General features: G+C 66.1%; 25 protein-coding genes. 8 read left to right on the top strand and 17 right to left on the bottom strand.

What is annotated here, in order from left to right; translation table 11 throughout:
- Positions 1-2 precede the first annotated feature (2 nt).
- From GGQ98_RS08960 to GGQ98_RS08950, 3 genes are read right to left on the bottom strand one after another with little or no spacing between them, the layout of a single operon-like run.
- Positions 3-767 carry an alpha/beta fold hydrolase gene (locus tag GGQ98_RS08960; protein WP_341534168.1) on the bottom strand — a complete coding sequence of 255 codons (765 nt, stop codon included), beginning with the start codon at positions 765-767 and terminating at the stop codon, positions 3-5.
- A complete protein-coding gene (locus GGQ98_RS08955; protein WP_184068271.1) occupies positions 748-1,188 on the bottom strand; it encodes a GFA family protein in 441 nt (146 codons plus the stop codon). Before GGQ98_RS08955 ends, GGQ98_RS08960 begins: the two co-directional genes overlap by 20 nt.
- Positions 1,185-1,835 carry a 2-hydroxychromene-2-carboxylate isomerase gene (locus tag GGQ98_RS08950; RefSeq protein ID WP_184068268.1) on the bottom strand — a complete coding sequence of 217 codons (651 nt, stop codon included), beginning with the start codon at positions 1,833-1,835 and terminating at the stop codon, positions 1,185-1,187. The genes GGQ98_RS08955 and GGQ98_RS08950 overlap by 4 nt, the downstream gene beginning before the upstream one ends.
- 79 nt (positions 1,836-1,914) lie before the next feature.
- On the opposite strand from GGQ98_RS08950, the gene GGQ98_RS08945 reads away from it, so the two are divergent.
- The 3 genes from GGQ98_RS08945 to GGQ98_RS08935 are packed head-to-tail and all read left to right on the top strand — an operon-like array spanning position 1,915 to position 4,949.
- Complete coding sequence (locus tag GGQ98_RS08945) at positions 1,915-2,358, top strand: MarR family winged helix-turn-helix transcriptional regulator (RefSeq protein ID WP_184068265.1); 444 nt, start codon at positions 1,915-1,917, stop codon at positions 2,356-2,358.
- Positions 2,351-3,418 (top strand): HlyD family secretion protein, encoded by a 1,068-nt coding sequence (locus GGQ98_RS08940; RefSeq protein WP_184068262.1) that lies wholly within the window; start codon positions 2,351-2,353, stop codon positions 3,416-3,418. The genes GGQ98_RS08945 and GGQ98_RS08940 overlap by 8 nt, the downstream gene beginning before the upstream one ends.
- Positions 3,408-4,949, top strand: coding sequence for a DHA2 family efflux MFS transporter permease subunit (locus GGQ98_RS08935; protein WP_184068259.1), 1,542 nt, complete (start codon positions 3,408-3,410; stop codon positions 4,947-4,949). The genes GGQ98_RS08940 and GGQ98_RS08935 overlap by 11 nt, the downstream gene beginning before the upstream one ends.
- A 4-nt stretch (positions 4,950-4,953) precedes the next feature.
- On the opposite strand, the gene GGQ98_RS08930 is transcribed toward GGQ98_RS08935, so the two are convergent.
- The 12 genes from GGQ98_RS08930 to ffh all read right to left on the bottom strand — a co-directional run bounded on the left by GGQ98_RS08930 (position 4,954) and on the right by ffh (position 14,212).
- Positions 4,954-5,979, bottom strand: a complete 1,026-nt coding sequence (locus GGQ98_RS08930) for an aspartate-semialdehyde dehydrogenase (RefSeq protein WP_184068256.1) — start codon at positions 5,977-5,979, stop codon at positions 4,954-4,956.
- Positions 5,980-6,046: 67 nt separating this feature from the next.
- Entirely contained in the window at positions 6,047-6,754 is a 708-nt protein-coding gene (locus tag GGQ98_RS08925) for a DUF502 domain-containing protein (RefSeq protein WP_184068253.1), read from the bottom strand.
- Complete coding sequence (leuB, locus tag GGQ98_RS08920) at positions 6,751-7,806, bottom strand: 3-isopropylmalate dehydrogenase (RefSeq protein ID WP_184068250.1); 1,056 nt, start codon at positions 7,804-7,806, stop codon at positions 6,751-6,753. The genes GGQ98_RS08925 and leuB overlap by 4 nt, the downstream gene beginning before the upstream one ends.
- Before the next feature lie 28 nt (positions 7,807-7,834).
- Positions 7,835-8,434 carry a 3-isopropylmalate dehydratase small subunit gene (gene leuD, locus GGQ98_RS08915; RefSeq protein WP_184068247.1) on the bottom strand — a complete coding sequence of 200 codons (600 nt, stop codon included), beginning with the start codon at positions 8,432-8,434 and terminating at the stop codon, positions 7,835-7,837.
- The gene (leuC, locus tag GGQ98_RS08910; RefSeq protein ID WP_184068243.1) at positions 8,434-9,855 is read right to left on the bottom strand and encodes a 3-isopropylmalate dehydratase large subunit; all 1,422 of its coding nucleotides are present in this window, start codon (positions 9,853-9,855) and stop codon (positions 8,434-8,436) included. The genes leuD and leuC overlap by 1 nt, the downstream gene beginning before the upstream one ends.
- Before the next feature lie 99 nt (positions 9,856-9,954).
- Complete coding sequence (gene rplS / locus GGQ98_RS08905; RefSeq protein WP_184068240.1) at positions 9,955-10,329, bottom strand: 50S ribosomal protein L19; 375 nt, start codon at positions 10,327-10,329, stop codon at positions 9,955-9,957.
- 1 nt (position 10,330) lies between these two features.
- Positions 10,331-11,071: a tRNA (guanosine(37)-N1)-methyltransferase TrmD gene (gene trmD, locus GGQ98_RS08900; protein ID WP_184068237.1), complete on the bottom strand. Its 741-nt coding sequence runs from the start codon at positions 11,069-11,071 to the stop codon at positions 10,331-10,333.
- On the bottom strand, positions 11,068-11,451 hold the full coding sequence (locus GGQ98_RS08895; protein ID WP_184068235.1) for a PIN domain-containing protein: 384 nt from the start codon (positions 11,449-11,451) through the stop codon (positions 11,068-11,070). Before GGQ98_RS08895 ends, trmD begins: the two co-directional genes overlap by 4 nt.
- The gene (locus GGQ98_RS08890; protein WP_184068232.1) at positions 11,444-11,716 is read right to left on the bottom strand and encodes an AbrB/MazE/SpoVT family DNA-binding domain-containing protein; all 273 of its coding nucleotides are present in this window, start codon (positions 11,714-11,716) and stop codon (positions 11,444-11,446) included. The genes GGQ98_RS08895 and GGQ98_RS08890 overlap by 8 nt, the downstream gene beginning before the upstream one ends.
- A 30-nt stretch (positions 11,717-11,746) precedes the next feature.
- Positions 11,747-12,232 (bottom strand): ribosome maturation factor RimM, encoded by a 486-nt coding sequence (rimM, locus tag GGQ98_RS08885; protein WP_184068229.1) that lies wholly within the window; start codon positions 12,230-12,232, stop codon positions 11,747-11,749.
- Between the two features lie 3 nt (positions 12,233-12,235).
- A complete protein-coding gene (rpsP, locus tag GGQ98_RS08880; RefSeq protein WP_184068226.1) occupies positions 12,236-12,754 on the bottom strand; it encodes a 30S ribosomal protein S16 in 519 nt (172 codons plus the stop codon).
- A gap of 27 nt (positions 12,755-12,781) precedes the next feature.
- Positions 12,782-14,212, bottom strand: a complete 1,431-nt coding sequence (ffh, locus tag GGQ98_RS08875) for a signal recognition particle protein (protein ID WP_184068223.1) — start codon at positions 14,210-14,212, stop codon at positions 12,782-12,784.
- Between the two features lie 336 nt (positions 14,213-14,548).
- On the opposite strand from ffh, the gene GGQ98_RS08870 reads away from it, so the two are divergent.
- Positions 14,549-15,094 carry an opacity protein gene (locus GGQ98_RS08870; RefSeq protein ID WP_184068220.1) on the top strand — a complete coding sequence of 182 codons (546 nt, stop codon included), beginning with the start codon at positions 14,549-14,551 and terminating at the stop codon, positions 15,092-15,094.
- Positions 15,095-15,142: 48 nt separating this feature from the next.
- Here GGQ98_RS08870 and GGQ98_RS08865 read toward each other — a convergent pair whose 3' ends face one another.
- Entirely contained in the window at positions 15,143-15,850 is a 708-nt protein-coding gene (locus GGQ98_RS08865) for a class I SAM-dependent methyltransferase (RefSeq protein WP_184068217.1), read from the bottom strand.
- A gap of 102 nt (positions 15,851-15,952) precedes the next feature.
- On the opposite strand from GGQ98_RS08865, the gene dapF reads away from it, so the two are divergent.
- From dapF to ispZ, 4 genes are read left to right on the top strand one after another with little or no spacing between them, the layout of a single operon-like run.
- Positions 15,953-16,759, top strand: coding sequence for a diaminopimelate epimerase (dapF, locus tag GGQ98_RS08860; RefSeq protein ID WP_184068214.1), 807 nt, complete (start codon positions 15,953-15,955; stop codon positions 16,757-16,759).
- The gene (gene mtaB / locus GGQ98_RS08855; RefSeq protein ID WP_184068211.1) at positions 16,756-18,012 is read left to right on the top strand and encodes a tRNA (N(6)-L-threonylcarbamoyladenosine(37)-C(2))-methylthiotransferase MtaB; all 1,257 of its coding nucleotides are present in this window, start codon (positions 16,756-16,758) and stop codon (positions 18,010-18,012) included. The genes dapF and mtaB overlap by 4 nt, the downstream gene beginning before the upstream one ends.
- Complete coding sequence (gene ftsY, locus GGQ98_RS08850; RefSeq protein ID WP_341534167.1) at positions 18,009-18,974, top strand: signal recognition particle-docking protein FtsY; 966 nt, start codon at positions 18,009-18,011, stop codon at positions 18,972-18,974. Before mtaB ends, ftsY begins: the two co-directional genes overlap by 4 nt.
- Positions 18,974-19,585 (top strand): septation protein IspZ, encoded by a 612-nt coding sequence (ispZ, locus tag GGQ98_RS08845; protein ID WP_243451788.1) that lies wholly within the window; start codon positions 18,974-18,976, stop codon positions 19,583-19,585. Before ftsY ends, ispZ begins: the two co-directional genes overlap by 1 nt.
- A 9-nt stretch (positions 19,586-19,594) precedes the next feature.
- Here ispZ and GGQ98_RS08840 read toward each other — a convergent pair whose 3' ends face one another.
- The gene (locus GGQ98_RS08840; RefSeq protein WP_184068208.1) at positions 19,595-20,353 is read right to left on the bottom strand and encodes an acyltransferase family protein; all 759 of its coding nucleotides are present in this window, start codon (positions 20,351-20,353) and stop codon (positions 19,595-19,597) included.
- Positions 20,354-20,447 lie beyond the last annotated feature (94 nt).

Below are 20,447 nucleotides of genomic sequence, written 5' to 3'. Positions count from 1 at the left end.
CGTCAAGCGGTGAAGAACGCGGCCAGCGACGAACCGAGTTCGGGGCGCGTGACGCTCGACATGTGCGTGCCCGGAATTTCCTGCCACGTCGCGTTCGGCAGCACTTCGGAGAGCGCGTGCGCCTCTGCGTTGTAATGATCCTCCGCGCCGCACAGCACGAGCGCGGGCAGCGTGATCGCCGCGATGTCCGCGCGCGCGGAATCGACCTGCGCGTTCAGCAGATGGATCGCGGCCTGCGGATCGATCGCATTGGTCCGCATGAACTGGATCGCGAAATACGCATCGCTGCCGCGCGCGTGCGCATCGGCGTTGCGAACCGTGTCGATGAACCAGTTCGTGCTGGGCGCGACCTTCACGACCGCGCCGAGCCCCATGCCGATCACGGCGATGCGGCGCGGCGTTGCCCCCCGGATCACCGCGCGCAGCGTCTGCCGCCCGCCGAGCGAATAGCCGCCGAGATCATAGTCGGTAAGGCCCAGATGATCGATCAGCGCAAGCACGTCGCCCGCCAGCACATCGGGCGGATAGGATGCCGCATCCGTCGGCCCGGCGCTTTTCCCGTGCGCGCGAAAATCCGGCATGATGAGGCGCAGGCCCGCTTCGGCGATCCGCGCCGCCGTGCCGAACTTCACCCAGTTGATGTGGGCGTTCGAGAACAGGCCGTGGAGCAGCACGAGCGGGCGTCCGTCTTCAGGCCCGGCTTCCGTCCATGCGATGCGCGCGCCGTCGGGCGCTTCGAAATCCCTGTCACGCGTCTGGAGAGACACCCGCTTCCTTCCACCTTCTGTTCAGCGCCTCGTACGCATCGGCGCGCGCGCCGGGAAGAGCGGACGTGTCGCTCCACGCATCATGGCGGCTCTCGATGCCGAAATTGGAGGTCGGAAAAAACGGCGCGGGGTCGTCGAACGAACCCACGGTGAGGTCCATGTTTTCGCCGTCCGGGAACGCGAAGCCGAGCGGTGTGCCGCAGTGCGCGCAAAACGGCCGCTTCGCGATCGGCGAGGACGCATACCAGTCCGGCTCCCGGCTCCAGCGCACCGCCGCCTTCGCCACGTTCTTGAACGCGATCGAAACGCCCCCCGTCGCGCGCTGGCAGTAGCGGCAATGGCAGAGATAGGCCTCGTAGTTTTCGATCTCCGCCTCATAGCGGATGCGGCCGCACTGGCAGCCGCCGGTCACCTTGGTCATCGCGATTCCAGCCCCGCCTGCTTCATGCGCCAGACGGCGAGGTCGATACGATCCTGACCGAAGAACGGTTCCCCGTCGAACACCAGCGTCGGCACGCCCCAGTGCCCGGCCTTTTCCAAGGCCTGCTGATTGGCGGCGATCTCGGCGTCGAGCGCTTCGGCATCGGTCGCAGCCTCGGCCTCGATCTGCGCGAAATCGAGCCCGGCGCGCGCTGCAGCCCCGGCCAGATGGTCGCCTTCGTGCCAGTTTTCCGTGCCGCCCCAGATGAGCCGCGACACCTCGTCGGCGAATGCGAGCCCCGCGCCGCGCCGCGCCGCCGCCTGCCCCAGCCGCGTCAGGCGGAAGATGTAGGGCTGATCGGCGGCGATCTGGCGCGTGAGCATGTTCTGCGCGATCGGGTCCGGCCGTGGCGGCGCGACGGGGATGCCGAGGTACTGCGCCACGCGCACGAAATCCCGCATCGTGTAGCCCAGCCAGTTCGGGTGGTTCGTTTCGAAGAAATCCGGCCGGCGGATCGCGAGCGGATAGACCGGGCGCAGCGTGATGGTGAGGTCGTATTCCTGCGTCAACGCGCGGTAGCGGCGCGTCGCCAGATACGAATAGGGCGAACGGAACGACCAGAAGACGTCGGCGGAAAGTGTCGGCATGTGCGACAAACTACACCACCCGCCACCGCGCGCCATCCTGTCATTGCATATAGTAAGCATGGCTATTATGTGTACGCTTATGAGCGAACCCCTCGGCTTTCTCCTTACGGACAGCGCCCGCCTTCTGCGGCGCGAATTCGACGCGCGCGTGCGCCCGATGAGCATCACCCGCCCGCAGTGGCGTGTGCTCACCATCCTGAAACGGTGCGAAGGCATCAACCAGGGCGACCTCGCTGAACGGCTCGAAGTCGAGGCGATCACCGTCGGCCGCATGGTCGACCGGCTGCAGGAGGCAGGCTTTGTGGAACGCCGCGCCAACCCGCAGGATCGCCGCGCGTGGTGCCTGTTTCTGACGCCCCGTTCCCAGACATTGCTGGAGGAACTGCTGCCACTGGCCGACCGGTTGATCGAAGACGCGCTGGAAGGCTTCTCCGCAGAGGAGCAGGCCGCATTCGCGGACTATCTGAGCCGCATGCGCTCCAATCTTTCACGGCGTAACGAACAGGAGGCCATCAATGGCTGATCTGGGATTCGAGGTGAACGACGACACGGCGCTGTCGCGCTCCCGCCTGCCGCGCTGGCTGCGCCCGCTCCTGATGCTGTCCGTGCCGCTGCTGCTGATTGCCGGCGGCGTGTGGCTCTATATTGCCGGGCAGGCCTACGAAGCGACGGACAACGCGTACGTCCGGCAGGACAAGGTTTCCATCGCCCCCGAAGTCGGCGGGCGCGTGATCGAGGTGGCGGTCCGCGAGAACGTGCGCGTCCGCGAAGGCCAGCTGCTGTTCCGCATCGATCCCGATCCCTACCGCATCGCGCTGCGCCAGGCGGATGCGGCGCTGGCGAAGGCGCGTGTCGAAGTCGACGGGCTTGGCGCCGAGGTGTCTGTCGCCGACGTCGATATCGCCGCCGCGCGCGACGAGATCGCGTTCGCGAAGGCTGAATTCGATCGGCAATCGGAACTGCTGGACCGGGGCTTCACGACGCGGGCGCGCTATCAGGCGGCGCAGCTCGCGCTCGCCAAGACCCGCGAGCAGATGAACACCGCCACATCCGAAGCGCGCAAGGCGCGCGTCGCGCTCGGCAGCGGCGGCGCGGTTTCCGATCGGCCCGCCACGGTCGAAGCCGCGCTCGCAGCGCGCGAAGAGGCCGTGCTCAACCTTTCGCGCACGGAGGTCCGCGCGCCCGCGAGCGGCGTCATCAGCCAGACCGAGCGGCTGCAGGTCGGCGCGATGCTGCCTGCCGGGCTGCCCACGCTCAGCCTTGTCGCCGACGGCCATTCGTGGATCGAGGCGAATTTCAAGGAAACCCAGCTCCGCAAGGTGCTCCCCGGCCAGAAGACGACGGTGACGATCGACGCCTACGGCAAGGCGCTGAGCGGCCATGTCGAAAGCATCGGTGCGGGCACCGGCAGCGAGTTCGCGCTGCTGCCCGCGCAGAACGCCAACGGCAACTGGGTGAAGGTCACGCAGCGCGTGCCGGTGCGCATCGCGATCGATTCGAAAAGCGATCGGCCCCTGATCGCGGGCCTGAGCGCCGAGGTGAAGATCGACGTCCGCGCCGACGCCAACGCCGATGCCCGCTAGCGCCGCAGAAGGACACGGCCAGGAGGCACACGGCCAGCCCGTCGTCGAAGTCCGCAACAAAGCGCTGCTGATCGTCGGCGTCATGCTGGCGATGATCATGCAGGTGCTCGATTCGACAATCGCCAACGTCGCGCTGCCGCACATGCAGGCTTCGCTCGGCGCCACCTTCGACAGCGTTTCCTGGGTGCTGACGAGCTACATCCTCGCCACCGCCATCGCGATGCCGCTGACCGGCTGGCTTTCGGACCGTTTCGGATCGCGCAGGCTCTTCATCGCCTCGGTTGCGGGGTTCATCATCACCTCGATGCTCTGCGGGATCGCCGTCAATCTTCCCGAGATGGTGCTGTTCCGCGTTCTGCAAGGCGCATCCGCCGCGTTCGTCGGGCCGCTGTCGCAGACCGTGATGCTCGACATCACGCCGCGCGAGCAGCACGCCAAGGCGATGGCGATATGGGGCATGGGCATCATGGTCGGCCCGATCATGGGGCCGATCCTCGGCGGCTGGCTCACCGACAACTACAGCTGGCGCTGGATTTTCTACATCAACGTGCCGATCGGCATCGCCACGCTCGCGATCCTGATCGCGCTGCTGCCGTCACGCCCGGTGCGGCGGCGGTCGTTCGACCTGTTCGGCTTCTCGATGCTGGCGATCGGCCTCGCCGCGCTGCAACTGATGCTCGACCGCGGCCAGCAGGAGGATTGGCTGCAATCCTGGGAAATCCGCATTACGCTCGGCATCGCGATCGTGGGCATCTGGCTGTTCCTCGTCCACATGGCCACCGGACGCCGGCCGATGTTCGAACGCGAGATGCTGACCAACCGGAATTTCCTGATCGGCCTGGTGTTCATGGCCAACATCGGCGTGCTCATGATGGCGACGATGGCGCTGCTGCCGCCGATGCTGCAGGCGGTTTACGGCTATCCGGTCTTCGACACCGGGCTGATGCTGGCCCCGCGCGGCATCGGCGTTCTCATCAGCATGGCCATCGCCGGGCAGCTCGCCGGGCGCGTCGATCCCCGCATCCTGATCGCGGGCGGCATGGCCCTTGCCGCAGCGTCGCTGTGGTGGATGACACGCTGGTCGCTCGACATGGACTGGAATCCGGTGGTCTGGAGCGGCGTGCTGCAGGGCCTCGGCCTCGGCTTCATCTTCTCTTCGATCAACCTCGCGGCGTTTGCAACGCTGCCGCCGCGCTACCGCACGGACGCGTCCAGCATGCTTTACCTGATGCGCAATGTCGGTGCCTCGGTGGGCATCTCGATCGTGACGGCCCAGCTCGCGCGGACCGTGCAGACGAGCCATGAACTGATCGGGGCAAGCATTACCGAAACGTCGCTGGCGCCGCTCAACCCGCATCTTGTCGAAAGTGCCGGCGGCGTCGGTTCAAACCTGTTTTCGATGATCGACGCGGAGATTACGCGGCAGGCCACGATGATCGGCTACATCAACGATTTCTATCTGCTGATGATCGTGACGCTGCTGTCGATCCCGCTGGTGCTGCTGTTGAAGCGTCCCGCAGAGGGCCGCTAACGCATCACGCCTTCCTGAGATGCCGGCGGCCGAGCAGCTCGGCGATCTGCACGGCATTGAGCGCCGCGCCCTTGCGCAGATTGTCGCTGACGCACCAGAGGTTGAGGCCGTGCTTCACCGTGGGATCCTTGCGGACGCGGCTGATGAACGTCGCGAATTCTCCGGCGCACTCGACGGGCGTGACGTAGCCGCCGTCCTCGCGCTTGTCGACGAGCATGATGCCCGGCGCCTCGCGCAGGATCTCGTGCGCTTGCTCGACCGAAAGCGGCCTTTCGAATTCGATGTTGATCGATTCGGAATGACCGACGAACACCGGCACGCGCACGCAGGTCGCGGTCACGCGGATATCGGGATCGAGGATCTTGTTCGTCTCCACGACCATCTTCCACTCCTCCTTCGTGGAGCCGTCCTCCATGAAGGCGTCGATGTGCGGAATGACGTTGAAGGCGATCTGCTTGGTGAACCTCCGGCTTTCCTTGGGATCGTTCACGAAGATGGCGCGGGTCTGCTCGAAAAGCTCGTCCATGCCTTCCTTGCCCGCGCCCGACACCGACTGGTAGGTCGAGACGACAACGCGCTTGATCGTGGCCGCATCGTGGAGCGGCTTGAGCGCGACGACCATCTGCGCGGTCGAGCAGTTCGGGTTCGCGATGATGTTGCGCTTCGTGTATCCGTCGATCGCGTCCGGGTTCACCTCGGGCACGATGAGCGGCACGTCCGGCTCCATGCGGTAGAGCGAGCTGTTGTCGATGACGACACACCCGGCGGCGGCGGCCTTGGGCGCGTAAATCTTGGTCGGCCCCGACCCGGCGGCGAACAGCGCGATGTCCCAGCCCGTGAAATCGAAATGTTCGAGGTTGCGGACCTTGAGTTCGCGGTCGGTGTCGCCCAGCGCGATCATGTCCCCTGTGGAGCGCGAACTGGCGAGCGCGGCGATCTCGTCGAACGGAAATTTACGCTCGGCGAGAATGTTCAGCATCTCGCGACCGACGTTCCCGGTCGCGCCCACAACGGCAACCCTGTACCCCATCATGCGTATCCTGCCTGAAAATGAAGCCGCCTTCTGCGCGCCCGGGCGGACGCTTGCAAGGCGTTTGCTACAGTCCGGGGAGCGGCGCGGGCTTGCCGCGCAGCGCATCGGGCGCGAGCATGCCGAGCGAAATATAGCATTTGAGCAGGTCGTCGACCGTCACGCCGGCGACCTCGACCACCGAGGACGGCGGCACGAGCACGAGCCCGCCGGTCATCGGCAGCGGCGCCGAGGGCAGGTAGACGAGCATGCGCTCTTCGCCGCCCACGATCATCACCTCGGGCGAGGCGAGCAGCGCCAGCACGTCCGCGCCGCGTTCCCCGAAACGGCAGGCGACGACGCGCATCGCCGCAAGATCATTCTCGTTCTTCGTGCCGAGCATGCGGACCAGTTTCGAAACGGGCCGGTACACGTCGCGCAGCACGGGTATGCGTTCGATAATCGCATCAAGGCGCCGCTCGATGCCGCGCCGCGCCCGGTCCTGAAACGCGAAGCCGACCGCCCAGATGCCAATGACGACGAAGATGAGCAGCAGCCAGAAGCCGATGAGACCGTCGCCGAAGATGAACGCGCCGCCGCTCGTCAGCGCCGACCCGAGCAGCGTATCGGCCCCGAAGAGCCCCGCGACCTGCCGCACCAGCCAATCGAGGATCATCAATGTGAGGATGAAAGGCAGCAGGAACAGCAGCCCCGTGAGGAACTGGGCGAAGACCCGGTCCAGCACATCGCGCCACGGCGGGCGAGGGGGTTCGGGAAGGTGACGGGCGGGTATCATAATGCCGCGATTATCGCGGTGCCCATCTCTTCTGTCGAGAGCGTGCCGCCGATGTCGCGGGTGCACGCGCCGCCCGTCAGCGCCTTGTCGACGGCTGCCTCCACGCGGTCGGCCGCAGCGGTTTCCCCCAGGCTGAAACGCAGCGCCATCGCGAAGCTGAGGATCGCCGCGCACGGGTTCGCGAGGCCCTGCCCCGCGATGTCGGGCGCGGAGCCGTGGATCGGCTCGTAGAGGCCGGGCTTCCCGGCCTCGCCGATCGCCGCCGACGGCAGCATGCCGAGCGAGCCGGTGAGCATCGCCGCCTCGTCCGAAAGCAGATCGCCGAACAGATTGTCGGTGACGATCACGTCGAACTGCTTGGGGTTTTTCACAAGCTGCATCGCCATGTTGTCGGCGAGCATGTGGGTGAGTTCCACGTCGGCGTATTCCGCCTTGTGGAGCGCGGTCACCTCCTCCTTCCAGAGCAGGCCCGATTCCATGACGTTCGACTTTTCGGCCGAGCAGACGCGGTTGGAGCGTCCGCGCGCAAGCTCGAAGGCCGTGCGCGCCACGCGGCGGATTTCCGACGAGGTGTAGACCTGCGTATTGACGCCGCGCCGCTCGCCGCCGCCGATATCCTCGATGCCACGCGGCGTGCCGAAATAGACCCCGCCGACGAGTTCGCGCACGAACAATATGTCGAGCCCTTCGACGAACTCGCGCTTCAGGCTGGACGAATCGGCAAGCGCCGCGAAGCAGCGCGCCGGACGCAGGTTGGCGTAGACGCCCATTTCGGAGCGCAGGCGCAGCAGCCCCGCCTCGGGCCGCCTGTCATAAGCCTGCCCCGCCCACTTCGGGCCGCCGACAGCGCCCATCAGCACGGCATCGGAACTGCACGCGCGCGCCACGGTCTCGTCGGTGATCGGCAGGCCGGTGGCATCGATGGCGGCGCCGCCGAACAGCGCCTCTTCAACCGCGATGTCGAGCGCAAGCGCCCCGATCAGGCGCTTCACCTCCCCGATCACCTCCGGCCCGATACCATCGCCGGGAAGCAGAAGCAGGGATTTCGTCATCGGGCTCTATCCTTTTTCGTGCGCTGTTTCAGGCAGCCTTGGCGGCGCCGGCGATCCACGGCTGGTCGGCGGCGAGCTTTGCCTCGAACGCCCCGATGTCCTTGTCCATCGCCTGCGTCAGGCCGATCTCGTCGAGGCCGTTCAGCAGGCAGTGCTTGCGGAACGGATCGATCTCGAAGGCGAAGCGGTCCTGATAGGGGGTCGTCACCACCTGGTTTTCAAGGTCGATGGTGATCTCGTCGGTCTGCGCGACCTCCATCAGCCGGTCGACCTGCTCCTGCGGCAGCGCCACCAGCAGCATGCCGTTCTTGAAGGCGTTGCCCGAGAAGATGTCCGCGAACGACGGCGCGATCACGGCGCGGAAGCCCATGTCGGTGAGTGCCCACGGCGCATGCTCGCGGCTGGAACCGCAGCCGAAATTGTCGCCCGCGATGAGCACGGGCGCGCCCTTGTGCCGCGGCTGATCGAAGATGTTGTCGGGGTTTTCGCGGATCACCGCAAAGGCGCCGCTGCCAAGGCCCGCGCGCTGGATGGTCTTGAGGAAGCGCGCCGGGATGATGACATCGGTGTCGACGTTCTTCGCGCCGAACGGCACGGCGATGCCGGTGAGGGTCTTGAACGCATCCATCAGGCGGCTCCCATCAGCTGGCGCACGTCGGTGAGACGGCCGGTGACGGCGGCGGCGGCGGCCATCGCGGGGGACATCAGATGCGTGCGCGCGCCCGGCCCCTGCCGACCGACGAAGTTGCGGTTGGAGGTCGATGCGCAGCGCTCGCCCGGCGGCACCTTGTCCGGGTTCATGCCCAGGCACATCGAGCAGCCCGGCTCGCGCCAGTCGAAGCCCGCCTCGATGAAGATGCGGTCGAGCCCTTCGGCTTCGGCCTGCCGCTTGACGAGACCCGAGCCCGGCACCACCAGCGCCTGCCTGATATGGCCCGCGACATGGCGGCCCTTCGCGACGGCGGCGGCGGCGCGCAGGTCTTCGATGCGGCTGTTGGTGCAACTGCCGATGAAGATGTTCTGCACCTCGACGTCCTCAAGCCGCGTTCCCGGCACGAGGCCCATATAATCGAGGCTTTTCTGCGCGGCATCCTGCTTGCCGGGATCCGCGAAGCTCGCGGGTGCGGGCACGACGCCGGTGATCGGCACGACATCCTCCGGGCTGGTGCCCCAGGTGACGAGCGGTGCGATCTTCGAGCCGTCGATGATCACGGTCTTGTCGAAGCGCGCGCCGGGATCGGAAACGAGCGTGCGCCAGTAGGCGACCGCCTTCTCCCAGTTCGCGCCCTTCGGGCTGCGCGGGCGATCCTTGAAATAGGCGAAGGTCTTCTCGTCGGGCGCGATCAGGCCGGCGCGCGCGCCGCCTTCGATCGCCATGTTGCACACGGTCATGCGGCCTTCGACCGACATCGCCTCGATCACCGGCCCGCGATATTCGATGACGTGGCCGGTGCCGCCGCCCGTGCCGGTCTCGCCGATCACCGCGAGCGTGACGTCTTTCGGGGTCACGCCGTGGCCGAGGCTGCCTTCGACCCGGACTTCCATGGTCTTCGCGCGGCGCAAGAGCAGTGTCTGCGTCGCGAACACATGCTCGATCTCCGACGTGCCGATGCCGAAGGCGAGCGCGCCGAACGCGCCGTGCGTCGCCGTGTGGCTGTCGCCGCAGACGACCGTGGTGCCGGGCAGCGTGAAGCCTTGCTCCGGCCCGATCACGTGCACGATGCCCTGGCGCGCGTCGTTCATCTCGATCAGCTCGACGCCGAAGTCGGCGCAGTTCCGCGTGAGCGCATCAAGCTGCGCGGCGCTTTCGGGATCGGTGATCGGCTCGAAGCGATGATTGGTGGGCACGTTGTGATCCGGCACCGCGAGCGTCAGGTCCGGCCGCCGCAGCCGGCGTCCCGCCGTGCGCAGCCCTTCGAAAGCCTGCGGCGTCGTCACCTCGTGGATAAGGTGGCGATCGATGAACAGGAGTGCCGTGCCGTCGTCGCGCTCCGCAACAACATGGGCATCCCAGATCTTGTCGTAAAGCGTGCGCGGGTTCTGTGCCATGCGCGCGGAGTTAGGCGATGATCGCCGAAAGCGCAACGGCATCGAAACGCGAACGGCCGTCCCGGTCTCCCGGGACGGCCGTTCCTGAATACAGTGCGCTTACGCGGTTTCGCGGGTGTCGCGACGCTCGGCGATACGCGCCGACTTACCGCTGCGGCCGCGCAGGTAATAGAGCTTCGCGCGGCGGACGATACCGCGACGCACGACCTCGATCGAATCGACGTTCGGCGAATAGATCGGGAAGACGCGCTCGACGCCCTCGCCGAAGCTCACCTTGCGCACGGTGAAATTGGAGCTGACGCCCTTGTTCGAGCGGGCGATGCAGACGCCTTCGAAGTTCTGGATGCGGGTGCGCTCGCCTTCGACGACGCGCACGCCGACACGAAGCGTGTCGCCCGGGCGGAATTCCGGAATGGTCTTGCCTGCGGCAAGCTTTTCGATCTGCTCGGCTTCGAGCTGCTGGATGAGGTTCATCTCATTCGTCCTTGTTCTCACGCCGCGCGCCAGAGGGCTCGCCGACCCGAGCGCTACCATAGCGCTCCCACAGGTCCGACCGCCTTAGCCGTGTATCGGTCTCCGCCTGACGCTGGCGCCAGGCCCCGATCCGCGCATGATCCCCCGATCGCAGCACTTCGGGGATCGTGCGCCCTTCCCAATCATTGGGCCGGGTATATTGCGGGTATTCCAGGAGGCCGCTTTCGAAGCTCTCCTCGTTCCCGCTCGAAGCGGCGCCCATTACGCCGGGAACGAGGCGAATGCAAGCGTCCAGAAGCGTCAATGCCGCCATTTCCCCGCCGGAAAGCACATAGTCCCCGATCGAGACCTGTTCGATCGGCCGCGCCTCGAACAGGCGCTCGTCGATGCCTTCGAACCGGCCGCAGAGGATCGAGACCCCCGGACCGGCCGCGAGCGCGCGGACACGGGCCTGGGTGAGCGGCGCCCCGCGCGGCGTCATCGCAAGCATCGGCGCGTCCGGCCGGCGCGACAGGACGTCATCGACCGCGCGCGCCAACACGTCCGCGCGCATCACCATGCCCGCACCGCCTCCCGCGGGCGTGTCATCGACCGAGCGGTGCCTGTCGGTCGCGAAGTCGCGAATCTGCACGGTTTCCAGCGACCACAGCCCGTCCCCGAGCGCGCGGCCCGCAAGGCTGTGACCGAGCGGGCCGGGGAACATCTCCGGGTAGAGCGTGAGGACGGCGGCGGCGAAGGTCATAGCGTCCAGTTCTCGACCTTGAGGCCGGGGATATCGGCGAAATCGGCGCCGTTGCTGGTGACGACGGTGAGCCCCACAGCCAAGGCATGGGCGCCGATCAAGCGATCGAACTTCCCCCGCCGAAACGGCACCTGAGCGTAAGCGCGTGCAGCCTCGGCATCGAACGGCAAGGCGGGAAAGGCTTCGAACAGCAGCATTGCTTTTGCAACCGCGACATCGTTCGCGGGATCGATCCCGCGCATGACTTCCGCGTAAACGATGGCCGACGTGACGATCTCACCCGGGCTACGCGCCTCGATCCGGTCTCGAAGCACCGATGAAAGGCCTTCGAGAACATAGATACAGGTATTGGAATCGAGCAGGAAGGCAGGCTCAACCACGCTTGAGCAACTTTCCTTCCCAATCGAGTTCGCGCGGCTCGATCAGCCGGTCTTCCGGCGACAGCGGCTTAAGCCCGGGCATCGAGCCCCAGAAGCCGCTGACATCGATCCTGTCCGCCTTGGCCGGTGCGGGTTCGAATTCGAAATGGCCCTGCTCCTCGCGCAGCACCATCACGTCGCCGTCCTTCAGGCCGAGTTCCTTCGGCAGGCGCAGCGCCACCGAGTTGCCCGACTTGAAGACCTTCGCCCTGTATTCCTTGCCCATCACATGCTCCGTATATACGCCATGTATATACTACGGCAGATAGGCCGGATCAAGGATGACGCTGTCAGCCACGTCGGGCACCGCTTCGGCGTTGAACGGCACCATGAAGCGCTTGCCGCCGGGCTGTTCGATTTCGAGAATGTCGCCGGCGCCGAAGTTTTCGACCGCGACGACGACGCCGACCGGCGCGCCTTCGGTGGTGACGACCGCAAGGCCGATCAGGTCGGCGACATAGACCTCCCCCTCGGCGGGCGGCGGCAGGGCATCGCGATCAATGGTGAGTTCGGTGCCGCGCAGCGCCTCGGCGGCGTTGCGATCGTTGACTTCCGCGAAACGGGCGATGACGCCCTTGGGCGTTTGCTTCGCCGACTTGAGCGTCAGTGTCCGGTCGTCGCCCTGATAGGATTTGAACGCGCGGAAACTCTCGAAACTCTCGGTGAAGAGCTTCAATCGCACCTCGCCGATCACGCCGTGCGCGCCGATGACGGCCGCAAGCGTGACCCGGCGGGTGGACATGTCTTACTCGGCCTTCTGGGCTTCGTCGGCCACAGGCGCGGCGTCCTCGGCAGCCGCTTCGGCCGGAGCTTCAGCCGGGGCTTCGGCGGCGACTTCGGCGGGAGCGGCCTCGACGGGGGCTTCTTCAGCAGGCGCTTCCTCAGCAGGCGCTTCTTCGGCGGGCGCATTCGCGGCGGCTTCGGCTTCGGCGGCCTTCGTTGCACGCTCCTCGGCGCGTTCCTTGGCCTTCTCGCCCGGCTCGGCTTTCTTCGGGTTGTTCTTCGCGGCGCGCTTCATCAGACCGGCCGCATCAAGGAAGCGGGCAACGCGGTCGGAGGGCTGCGCGCCGACGCTCAGCCAATGCGCAGCGCGCTCGGCATCCAGCTTCACGCGCTCGCCCGAATCCTTCGGCAGCAGCGGATTGTAGGTGCCGAGGCGCTCCAGATACTTGCCGTCACGCGGATTGCGCGAATCGGCGACGACGATGCGGTAAACGGGGCGCTTCTTGGCGCCGCCGCGCGCGAGACGGATGGAAATAGCCATGTTTTCGTTTCCTTGCTTGAATTGAGATTATCGTTTGAACTTGTCGAAGCCGGGCGGAAGCTGCGGCATGCCGCCCCCGCCCAATCCTCCGAGACCACCAAGGCCGGGGATGCCCCCGCCCATTTTCCCCATAAGACCGGCAAGCCCCTTCATGCCGCCCATCTTCCGGATCTTCTTCATCGCCGTGGACATTTCCTGGTGCATCTTCAGGAGCTTGTTCACCTCCTGCACCGTCGTCCCCGCGCCGTTCGCGATGCGGATCTTGCGCTTCGCGTTCAAAAGTTCGGGCTTGCCGCGCTCCTTGGGCGTCATGGACAGGATCACCGCCTCCATGCGGCCGAGCAGCCTGTCGTCGGCGCCGGCCTTTTCGGCCTGCGCGGCGAGCTTGCCCATGCCGGGCAGCATGCCGATGAGGCCGGCCATGCCGCCCATCTTCTTCATCTGCTGAAGCTGGGAGCGCAGGTCGTTCATGTCGAACTGACCCTTGGCGAGCTTCGCCGCCATGCGCTCGGCGTCTTCGTGCTCGATCGTCGCGGCGGCCTTCTCGACCAGGCTGACGACGTCGCCCATGCCGAGAATGCGACCCGCGACGCGCTGCGGATCGAACACATCGAGCGCATCGAGCTTTTCGCCGATGCCGACGAACTTGATCGGCTTGCCGGTGACATGCCGCATTGAAAGCGCGGCGCCGCCGCGCGCGTCGCCGTCCATGCGGGTGAGCACGACGCCGGTGAGATCGACCTGTTTCGAGAAGTTTTCAGCGACGTTCACCGCGTCCTGGCCGGTGAGCGCGTCGACAACGAGCAGGATTTCCTGCGGCGTCGCGACGCCCGCAACGCTCTGCATCTCCGCCATCAGCGCGGCATCGACGTGAAGACGCCCCGCCGTATCGAGCATCAGCACGTCGAAGCCCTGAAGTTTCGCGGCCTGCATGGCGCGGCGGGCGATATCGACCGGCTGCTGGCCGGCGATGACCGGCAGCGTCGTCACCTCGGTCTGCTCGCCGAGAATGCGGAGCTGTTCCTGAGCGGCGGGACGGTTGACGTCGAGCGACGCCATCAGAACCTTCTTCCGGTCCCTTTCCTTCAGGCGCTTGGCGATCTTCGCGGTCGTCGTCGTCTTGCCCGACCCCTGGAGGCCGACCATCATGATGACCGCAGGCGGCGTCACATCGAGTTCGAGCCCTTCGGCATCGCCGCCGAGCATGGCGGCAAGCTCGTCGTGGACGATCTTGACGACCTGCTGGCCCGGCGTGACCGACCGCGTGACCTCGGCGCCGACCGCGCGTTCGGTGACCTTGTCGATAAAGCTCTTGGCGACGGGCAGCGCGACGTCGGCTTCCAGAAGCGCGACTCGCACCTCGCGCATCGCTGCGCGCACGTCGATCTCGCTCAGCGCGCCGCGGCCGCGCAGGCGCTCGAAGACGCTGCCAAGACGCTCTGAAAGGCTTTCGAACATTCACATCCTTTTCGCGAAACACCCCAACGCAAAACGCGCCGGCGGGCGAATCTTCGCTGACCGGCGTGCATCCGTGGACGCGTCTCGTACTCTCGCTTTCAAAGAAAAGCTCGGCTCCCCTAGGGGCGGGGCACGCTGATGTCAATGCGCGCGCGGGGCCTGTTGCTGCTTGGCAACACCAGTGGCGGCAATCGAAACCGCGCGTGCAACCCGAGCCGCGCCCGCCTGTTGATGCCACTGTCGCCGGTCAGGCTTAGGGGCATTTTCGTCCGGCGACGCGTGTTCAAGCCCGGCGTGCGACCCCATCGCACGTCCCAAGCGTAAGAGGTATTTTCCATGAAACTCACCCTGATCGCGGCGCTTTGCGCCGCCACCCTTCCGTTCGCCGCCGCAAACGCCCAGGAGGCACCCGACGGCAGCCGCGCGTTCGGCATCGAGCCCTACATCGGCATCGGCGGCGGCTGGCATGATTTCGACACCGGCAACAAAGGCCTGCTGCAAACGCAGGGCAGCGCCAAGGGCGGCCTCGTGACCGGCTTCGCAGGCGTGAACGTGCCGCTCGGCATGTTCGTCGTCGGCGCCGAAGGCAATGTCGCCAAGGGTTTCAACGACATTGACTGGGAATATGGCGTCACCGGCCATCTGGGCCTTCGCATCGGCGAAAGCGGCATGATCTTCGGCCGCGCCGGCTATCAGTGGGTCAACACCGACATCGGTGACGACCGCAACGAAATCTACGGTTTCGGTGTCGAGGTCGGCCCGAAGGACATCGGGCTCGGCGGCGTGACGGGTGAGAGCGGCGTTCGCCTGCGCCTCGCCGTCGACACGTTCGACGAGTTCCAGAGCATCCGCCCGACTGCGGCGGTCGTGTTCCACTTCTAGGCCCGTCTAACTAGTCTGTCTAAAAAGCGCCGTAGACGCCCCGCGCGTCTACGGCGCTGACCGGCAGGGCTGGATATCGATGGGACGCGGACGGGGCTTCGTCGCGGCGTAGATCGCGAGATAGGATTTCCCGTCGAGTTCATGCAGCGCCTGCCGCTCGAACCCGATCGCCGTTACCTCGCATTCCAGCAGCCACGGCGGCGTACCGTGGTTCCGCGTCGGCCGATCGGCATCCACGATGCCCAGAAGCGCGCCGGGTTTCAGGCTTGTCCGCAGGTTCCAGAGGAGTTCGTAAGGGTTTTCGATCTCGTGGTACATGTGCACGAGAAGCGCGCGATCGAGACTTTGCGGCGGCAGCTTGGGATTCCCCGGCGTGCCGAGCACGACCGAGACGTTGCTGAACCCCTCCGCATGCACGCGGCCGCGCAGGTCGTTCACCGTGTTCGCGAAAATATCCTCGGCATAAATGCGGCCATCCGCGCCGACGCGGCGCGAGAGGTTGACCGTGTAATAGCCGCGCCCCGCACCGATATCCGCAACCGTGGCGCCCGCTGCAATACCCATCAGATCCATCACGCGGCGCGCTTCGCCGGCCTGCTCGCGACTTTCCTCGTCGGAAAACTGCGCGCTGACGATCTCGGCGACGGGGCGCTCGACGGAAGGAAAACTGTCCTCGCCGGGCGGCGGCGGGGGCGCCGGCGGCGCATTGCACGCCGCCAACACAATGGCGCACAGGAGAATGGAGCGACGATTCATTCTCCCCCGTTTACCCTGAACCCGGCCGCGCCGACAATGCGCCGACAATGCGCGGGGCCCCGCGCATGGACTTGGGAGCGCGCAATCCCTAAATGCTGCGCGATGACTCGCCCGTTTCTCAAGATGCACGGCCTCGGCAACGACTTCGTCGTGTTCGATGCGCGCCGCGCGCCCCTGGCGCTGACGGCGGCGCAGGTGCGCGCGATCGCGAACCGGCATACCGGCGTCGGCTGCGACCAGCTGATCGTCATCGAGGGGTCCGACCGCGCCGATGCGCGCATGCGTATCTGGAACGCGGACGGCGGCGAGGTGGAGGCGTGCGGCAACGCATCCCGCTGCGTGGCGCAGGTGATCGGCGCCAATGCCGTCATCGAGACCGCAGGCGGGGTGATCGAGGGGACGGCGACGGCGGACGGCGCCAGCATCGACATGGGCGCGCCGCGCTTCGGCTGGGACGAGATCCCGATCGCCTACGCGATGGACACGCTGCACATGCCGGTGGGCTGGGAATCGCTCGAAAACCCGGTCGCGGTGAACGTGGGCAACCCGCATGCGGTGTTCTTCGTGCCCGATACCGATGCGGTCGCGCTGGACCGGCTGGGACCGATCATCGAGCATGACGCGTTGTTTCCCGCGCGGATCAATGTGAACGTCGCAAGCATCGTTTCGCGCGCGCACATCCGCCTGCGGGTGTGGGAACGCGGCGCCGGGCTGACCCGCGCCTGCGGCACCGGCGCCTGCGCCACCGCCGTCGCGGCGATGCGCCGGGGCCTGGTGGACCGCGCGGTGACGGTGACGCTGCCCGGCGGCGACCTTTCGATCGCATGGCGCAACGACAACCACATCGTGATGACCGGCCCCGCAACCACCGCCTTCACCGGCGAGATCGACCTCGAGGCCTACGCTTGAGCGACCGCCAGGTCATCAATTTCGGCTGCCGCCTGAATATCTATGAGGGCGAGATCATCCGCCAGTCGCTCGCCGCCGCGGGGGACGCGGACACCATCGTCATCAACAGCTGCGCCGTGACCGGCGAGGCGGTGCGGCAGGCGCGGCAGACGATCCGCCGCCTGAAGCGCGAGCGCCCCGACGCGCGCGTGATCGTGACAGGCTGCGCGGCGCAGGTGGAAGCGGCGAGCTTCGCGGCGATGCCCGAGGTTTCCCGCGTCGTCGGCAATGCCGAGAAGCTGGACGCCGCGGCGCTGCTCGGCGCGGCCGGTGACAAGGATGGGCGCGTGCGCGTCGGCGATATCATGGCGGTGCGCGAAACGGCGCCGCACCTGCTCGATGGCTTCGCCGCCAACACGCGCGCCTTCGTGGAGGTGCAGAACGGCTGCGACCACCGCTGCACCTTCTGCATCATCCCCTACGCACGCGGCAATTCGCGCAGCGTGCCCGCCGGGCTCGTGATCGACCGGATCAAGCGGCTGGTGGACGGCGGCGCGCAGGAGGTGGTGCTGACGGGCGTCGACCTGACGTCATACGGCCCCGACCTGCCGGGGAGCCCGACGCTCGGCAGCCTCGTGCAGCGCATCCTGCGCCATGTGCCCGCGCTACAGCGCCTGCGCCTGTCGTCGATCGATTCGATCGAGGCCGACCCGGCGCTCATCGAAGCGATCACGGGTGAGGCGCGCGTGATGCCGCACCTGCACCTTTCGCTGCAATCGGGCGACGACATGATCCTGAAACGCATGAAGCGCCGCCACAGCCGCGCCGACGCCGTGCGCTTCGTGGAAGCCGTGAAGGCGAAGCGGCCCGAGATCGCCGTCGGCGCCGACATCATCGCCGGATTCCCGACCGAGACCGACGCCATGTTCGAAAACTCGCTGCGCCTGATCGCCGACTGCGACATCGTGTTCGGCCACATCTTCCCCTACTCCGCGCGCGCCGGCACCCCCGCCGCGCGCATGCCGCAGCTTCCCATGCCCCTCCGCAAGGCCCGCGCCGCGCGGCTGCGCGAGGCCGCCGCGCAGAGGCTCGCCGCCCATCTCGCCGCGCAGGCAGGCCGCACGATCGACATGCTCGTGGAGAAGGACGGGCAGAGCGGCCACGCCGCCGATTTCACGCCCGCCGCGCTCGATCAGCCCGCCGCGCCGGGCAGCATCGTGCGCGCACGCGTGACTGGCGCGGACGCCGCGCGGCTGCTAGCGACGCGCGCGTGACCAAGGATGTGAGCGAAGAACAGGCAGAACCGAAAGGCTGGCTCGCGCGGCTCCGCGCCGGGCTGCAGCGCACATCGGGCAAGCTCGGCGACAATCTCGCGGGGCTCGTTTCCAGGCGCCCGCTCGACGAGGCGATGCTGGAAGAGATCGAGGAGGCGCTGATCGCCTCCGACCTCGGCCCCGCCACCGCCGCGCGCATCACCGCCAAACTTTCCGCCGACAAGTTCGACCGGCAGGTTTCCGACGACGACGTGAAAGCCGCCGTCGCCGCCGAGGTCGAGGCGGTGCTGACGAAGGTGGCGAAGCCCATCGAGGTCACCGCCTTCCCGCGCCCGCACGTGATCCTTGTGGTCGGCGTCAACGGATCGGGCAAGACCACCACCATCGCCAAGCTCGCGCATCTGTTTCAGGAGCAGGACTATTCCGTGATGCTGGCGGCGGGCGACACGTTCCGCGCCGCCGCGATCGAGCAGCTTTCGATCTGGGGCGGGCGGCTGAACATCCCGATCGTTTCGGGCGCCGTGGGCGGGGACGCCGCCGCGCTGGCGTTCGAGGCGCTGACGAAGGCGCGCGCGGCAGGCGCCGACGTGCTCATCATCGACACCGCCGGACGCCTGCAGAACAAGGCCGGGCTGATGGACGAGCTTGCCAAGATCAAGCGCGTGCTGAAACGCCAGATGGAATCGGCGCCGCACGACGTCGTGCTCGTGCTCGACGCCACGACGGGGCAGAACGCGCTGAGCCAGATCGACGTGTTCAAGGAAGTGGCGGGCGTCACCGGGCTCGTCATGACCAAGCTGGACGGCACCGCGCGCGGCGGCGTGCTCGTCGCGGCGGCGGAGCGCGGCAGGCTGCCGGTTCACGCGATCGGCGTGGGCGAGCGGATCGACGACCTGCGCCCGTTCGATCCGGGCGAATTCTCCCGCGCGCTCGCGGGCATCGAAGCGAAAAAGGACGGGTAATGGCCGAAACGGAAGACAAGACGCCGAAGCCTGAGACAAAGGGTTCAGGCCTTCGCATGGCGCTGGATTTCGGCCCACTGCTCGTGTTCTTCGCGGTGAACAGCCTCGCGCCCGGCGACGATGTGAACCAGGCGGTGTGGGCGACGACGGCCTTCATGATCGCCACCGGCATCGCCATGATCGTCTCGAAGCTGAAAACCGGGCGCATCGCCCCCATGCAGTGGTTCACCGGTATCGTCGTCGCGGTGTTCGGCGGCATGACCATCTATCTGCGCGACGAGAGCTTCTTCCAGATCAAGACGACGATCATCTACGCGATGTTTGCTGCGATCCTGTTCTTCGGCCTCATCACGGGGCGGCCGCTGCTGAAGCTGGTGATGGAAAGCGGTTTTCCCGAAATGGACGACGACGGCTGGAAGAAACTCACCCGCAACTGGGCGATCTTCTTCCTCGCCATGGCAATGCTGAACGAAGCCCTGCGCGCCTGGCTGACGTTCGACCAGTGGGTCGCCTTCAAGGTGTGGGGCGTGCTGGTGATCTCGATGATCTTCGCGGCATCACAGGCGCCGATCCTGATGAAGCACGGGAAGGACGGCGGGGGGCAAGACTGAGTTCCGTTGTCAGCCGTTTGCCGATTCTGCCCGCACCATACGAGACACGCCATACTGCCGCGTCAACCATCGTTGAGAGGGCTTCTCAACATATCTGTAAAGCAGGTGAGACGCGACGAGAACGCCGCCATAAAAGCCCAGGATCAACCATAGAGGCGTCTGTTCAGGGCCTACGAACACCAGCTTGAAAACAATGAATGCCAAGTAGTGGCAAAGATACGTGGCGTAAGAGACATCGCCCAGCCACACCAACGGCCGCGCAAGAAGCGGGTTGGCACGGCGCCAAAGCGCGAAACCGAGAATCATTGTCACCCAAATCAGAGGGATTACCGGCGCCTGCTTTTCGATCATGCGCATGGAAATGAAAATCACTGCCGCCATCAGCAGCAGGCCGATCTTCAACACGTTTTCCCGGTGGTCCCTCAGAAAGAGGACACATAGAATCATGCCCATGAAAAACTGGGCGACGCATCTCAGCAGCCCCGTTTTTTCAATACCCCCGGCAAAATTGAATCCGAGCGAACGAAAATACCAGTGCAGCCCCAAAGTTATAAAACCCAGGGAAATGCAGAGGCTCCACGTCGGCCAGTTGCAGATTTTCAGCAGCGCAACCAACAGCGGGAAACACAGGTAGGCAAAAAATTCGGTAGAGATTGACCAGGCCGGCACGTTCCATTGGAGACCGTCAGAGAAGCCCCAGTTCTGCAAGAGGAATACAGACTGTAAAAAATAGGGAACGCTATATCCTGAAACAGCCTCTCCCTTCACTGACGTGACCCCCTGATTTTCCTCCACGCGTGATTAGAGTCCGGCCCTGATGGAAGGACGGACGATGAAGCGACTGAGGTTTACGGAAGAGCAG

The organism is Sphingosinicella soli (assembly GCF_014199685.1).
GTDB lineage: Bacteria > Pseudomonadota > Alphaproteobacteria > Sphingomonadales > Sphingomonadaceae > Sphingosinicella > Sphingosinicella soli.
This window is presented reverse-complemented; position numbering and strand designations above follow the sequence as displayed.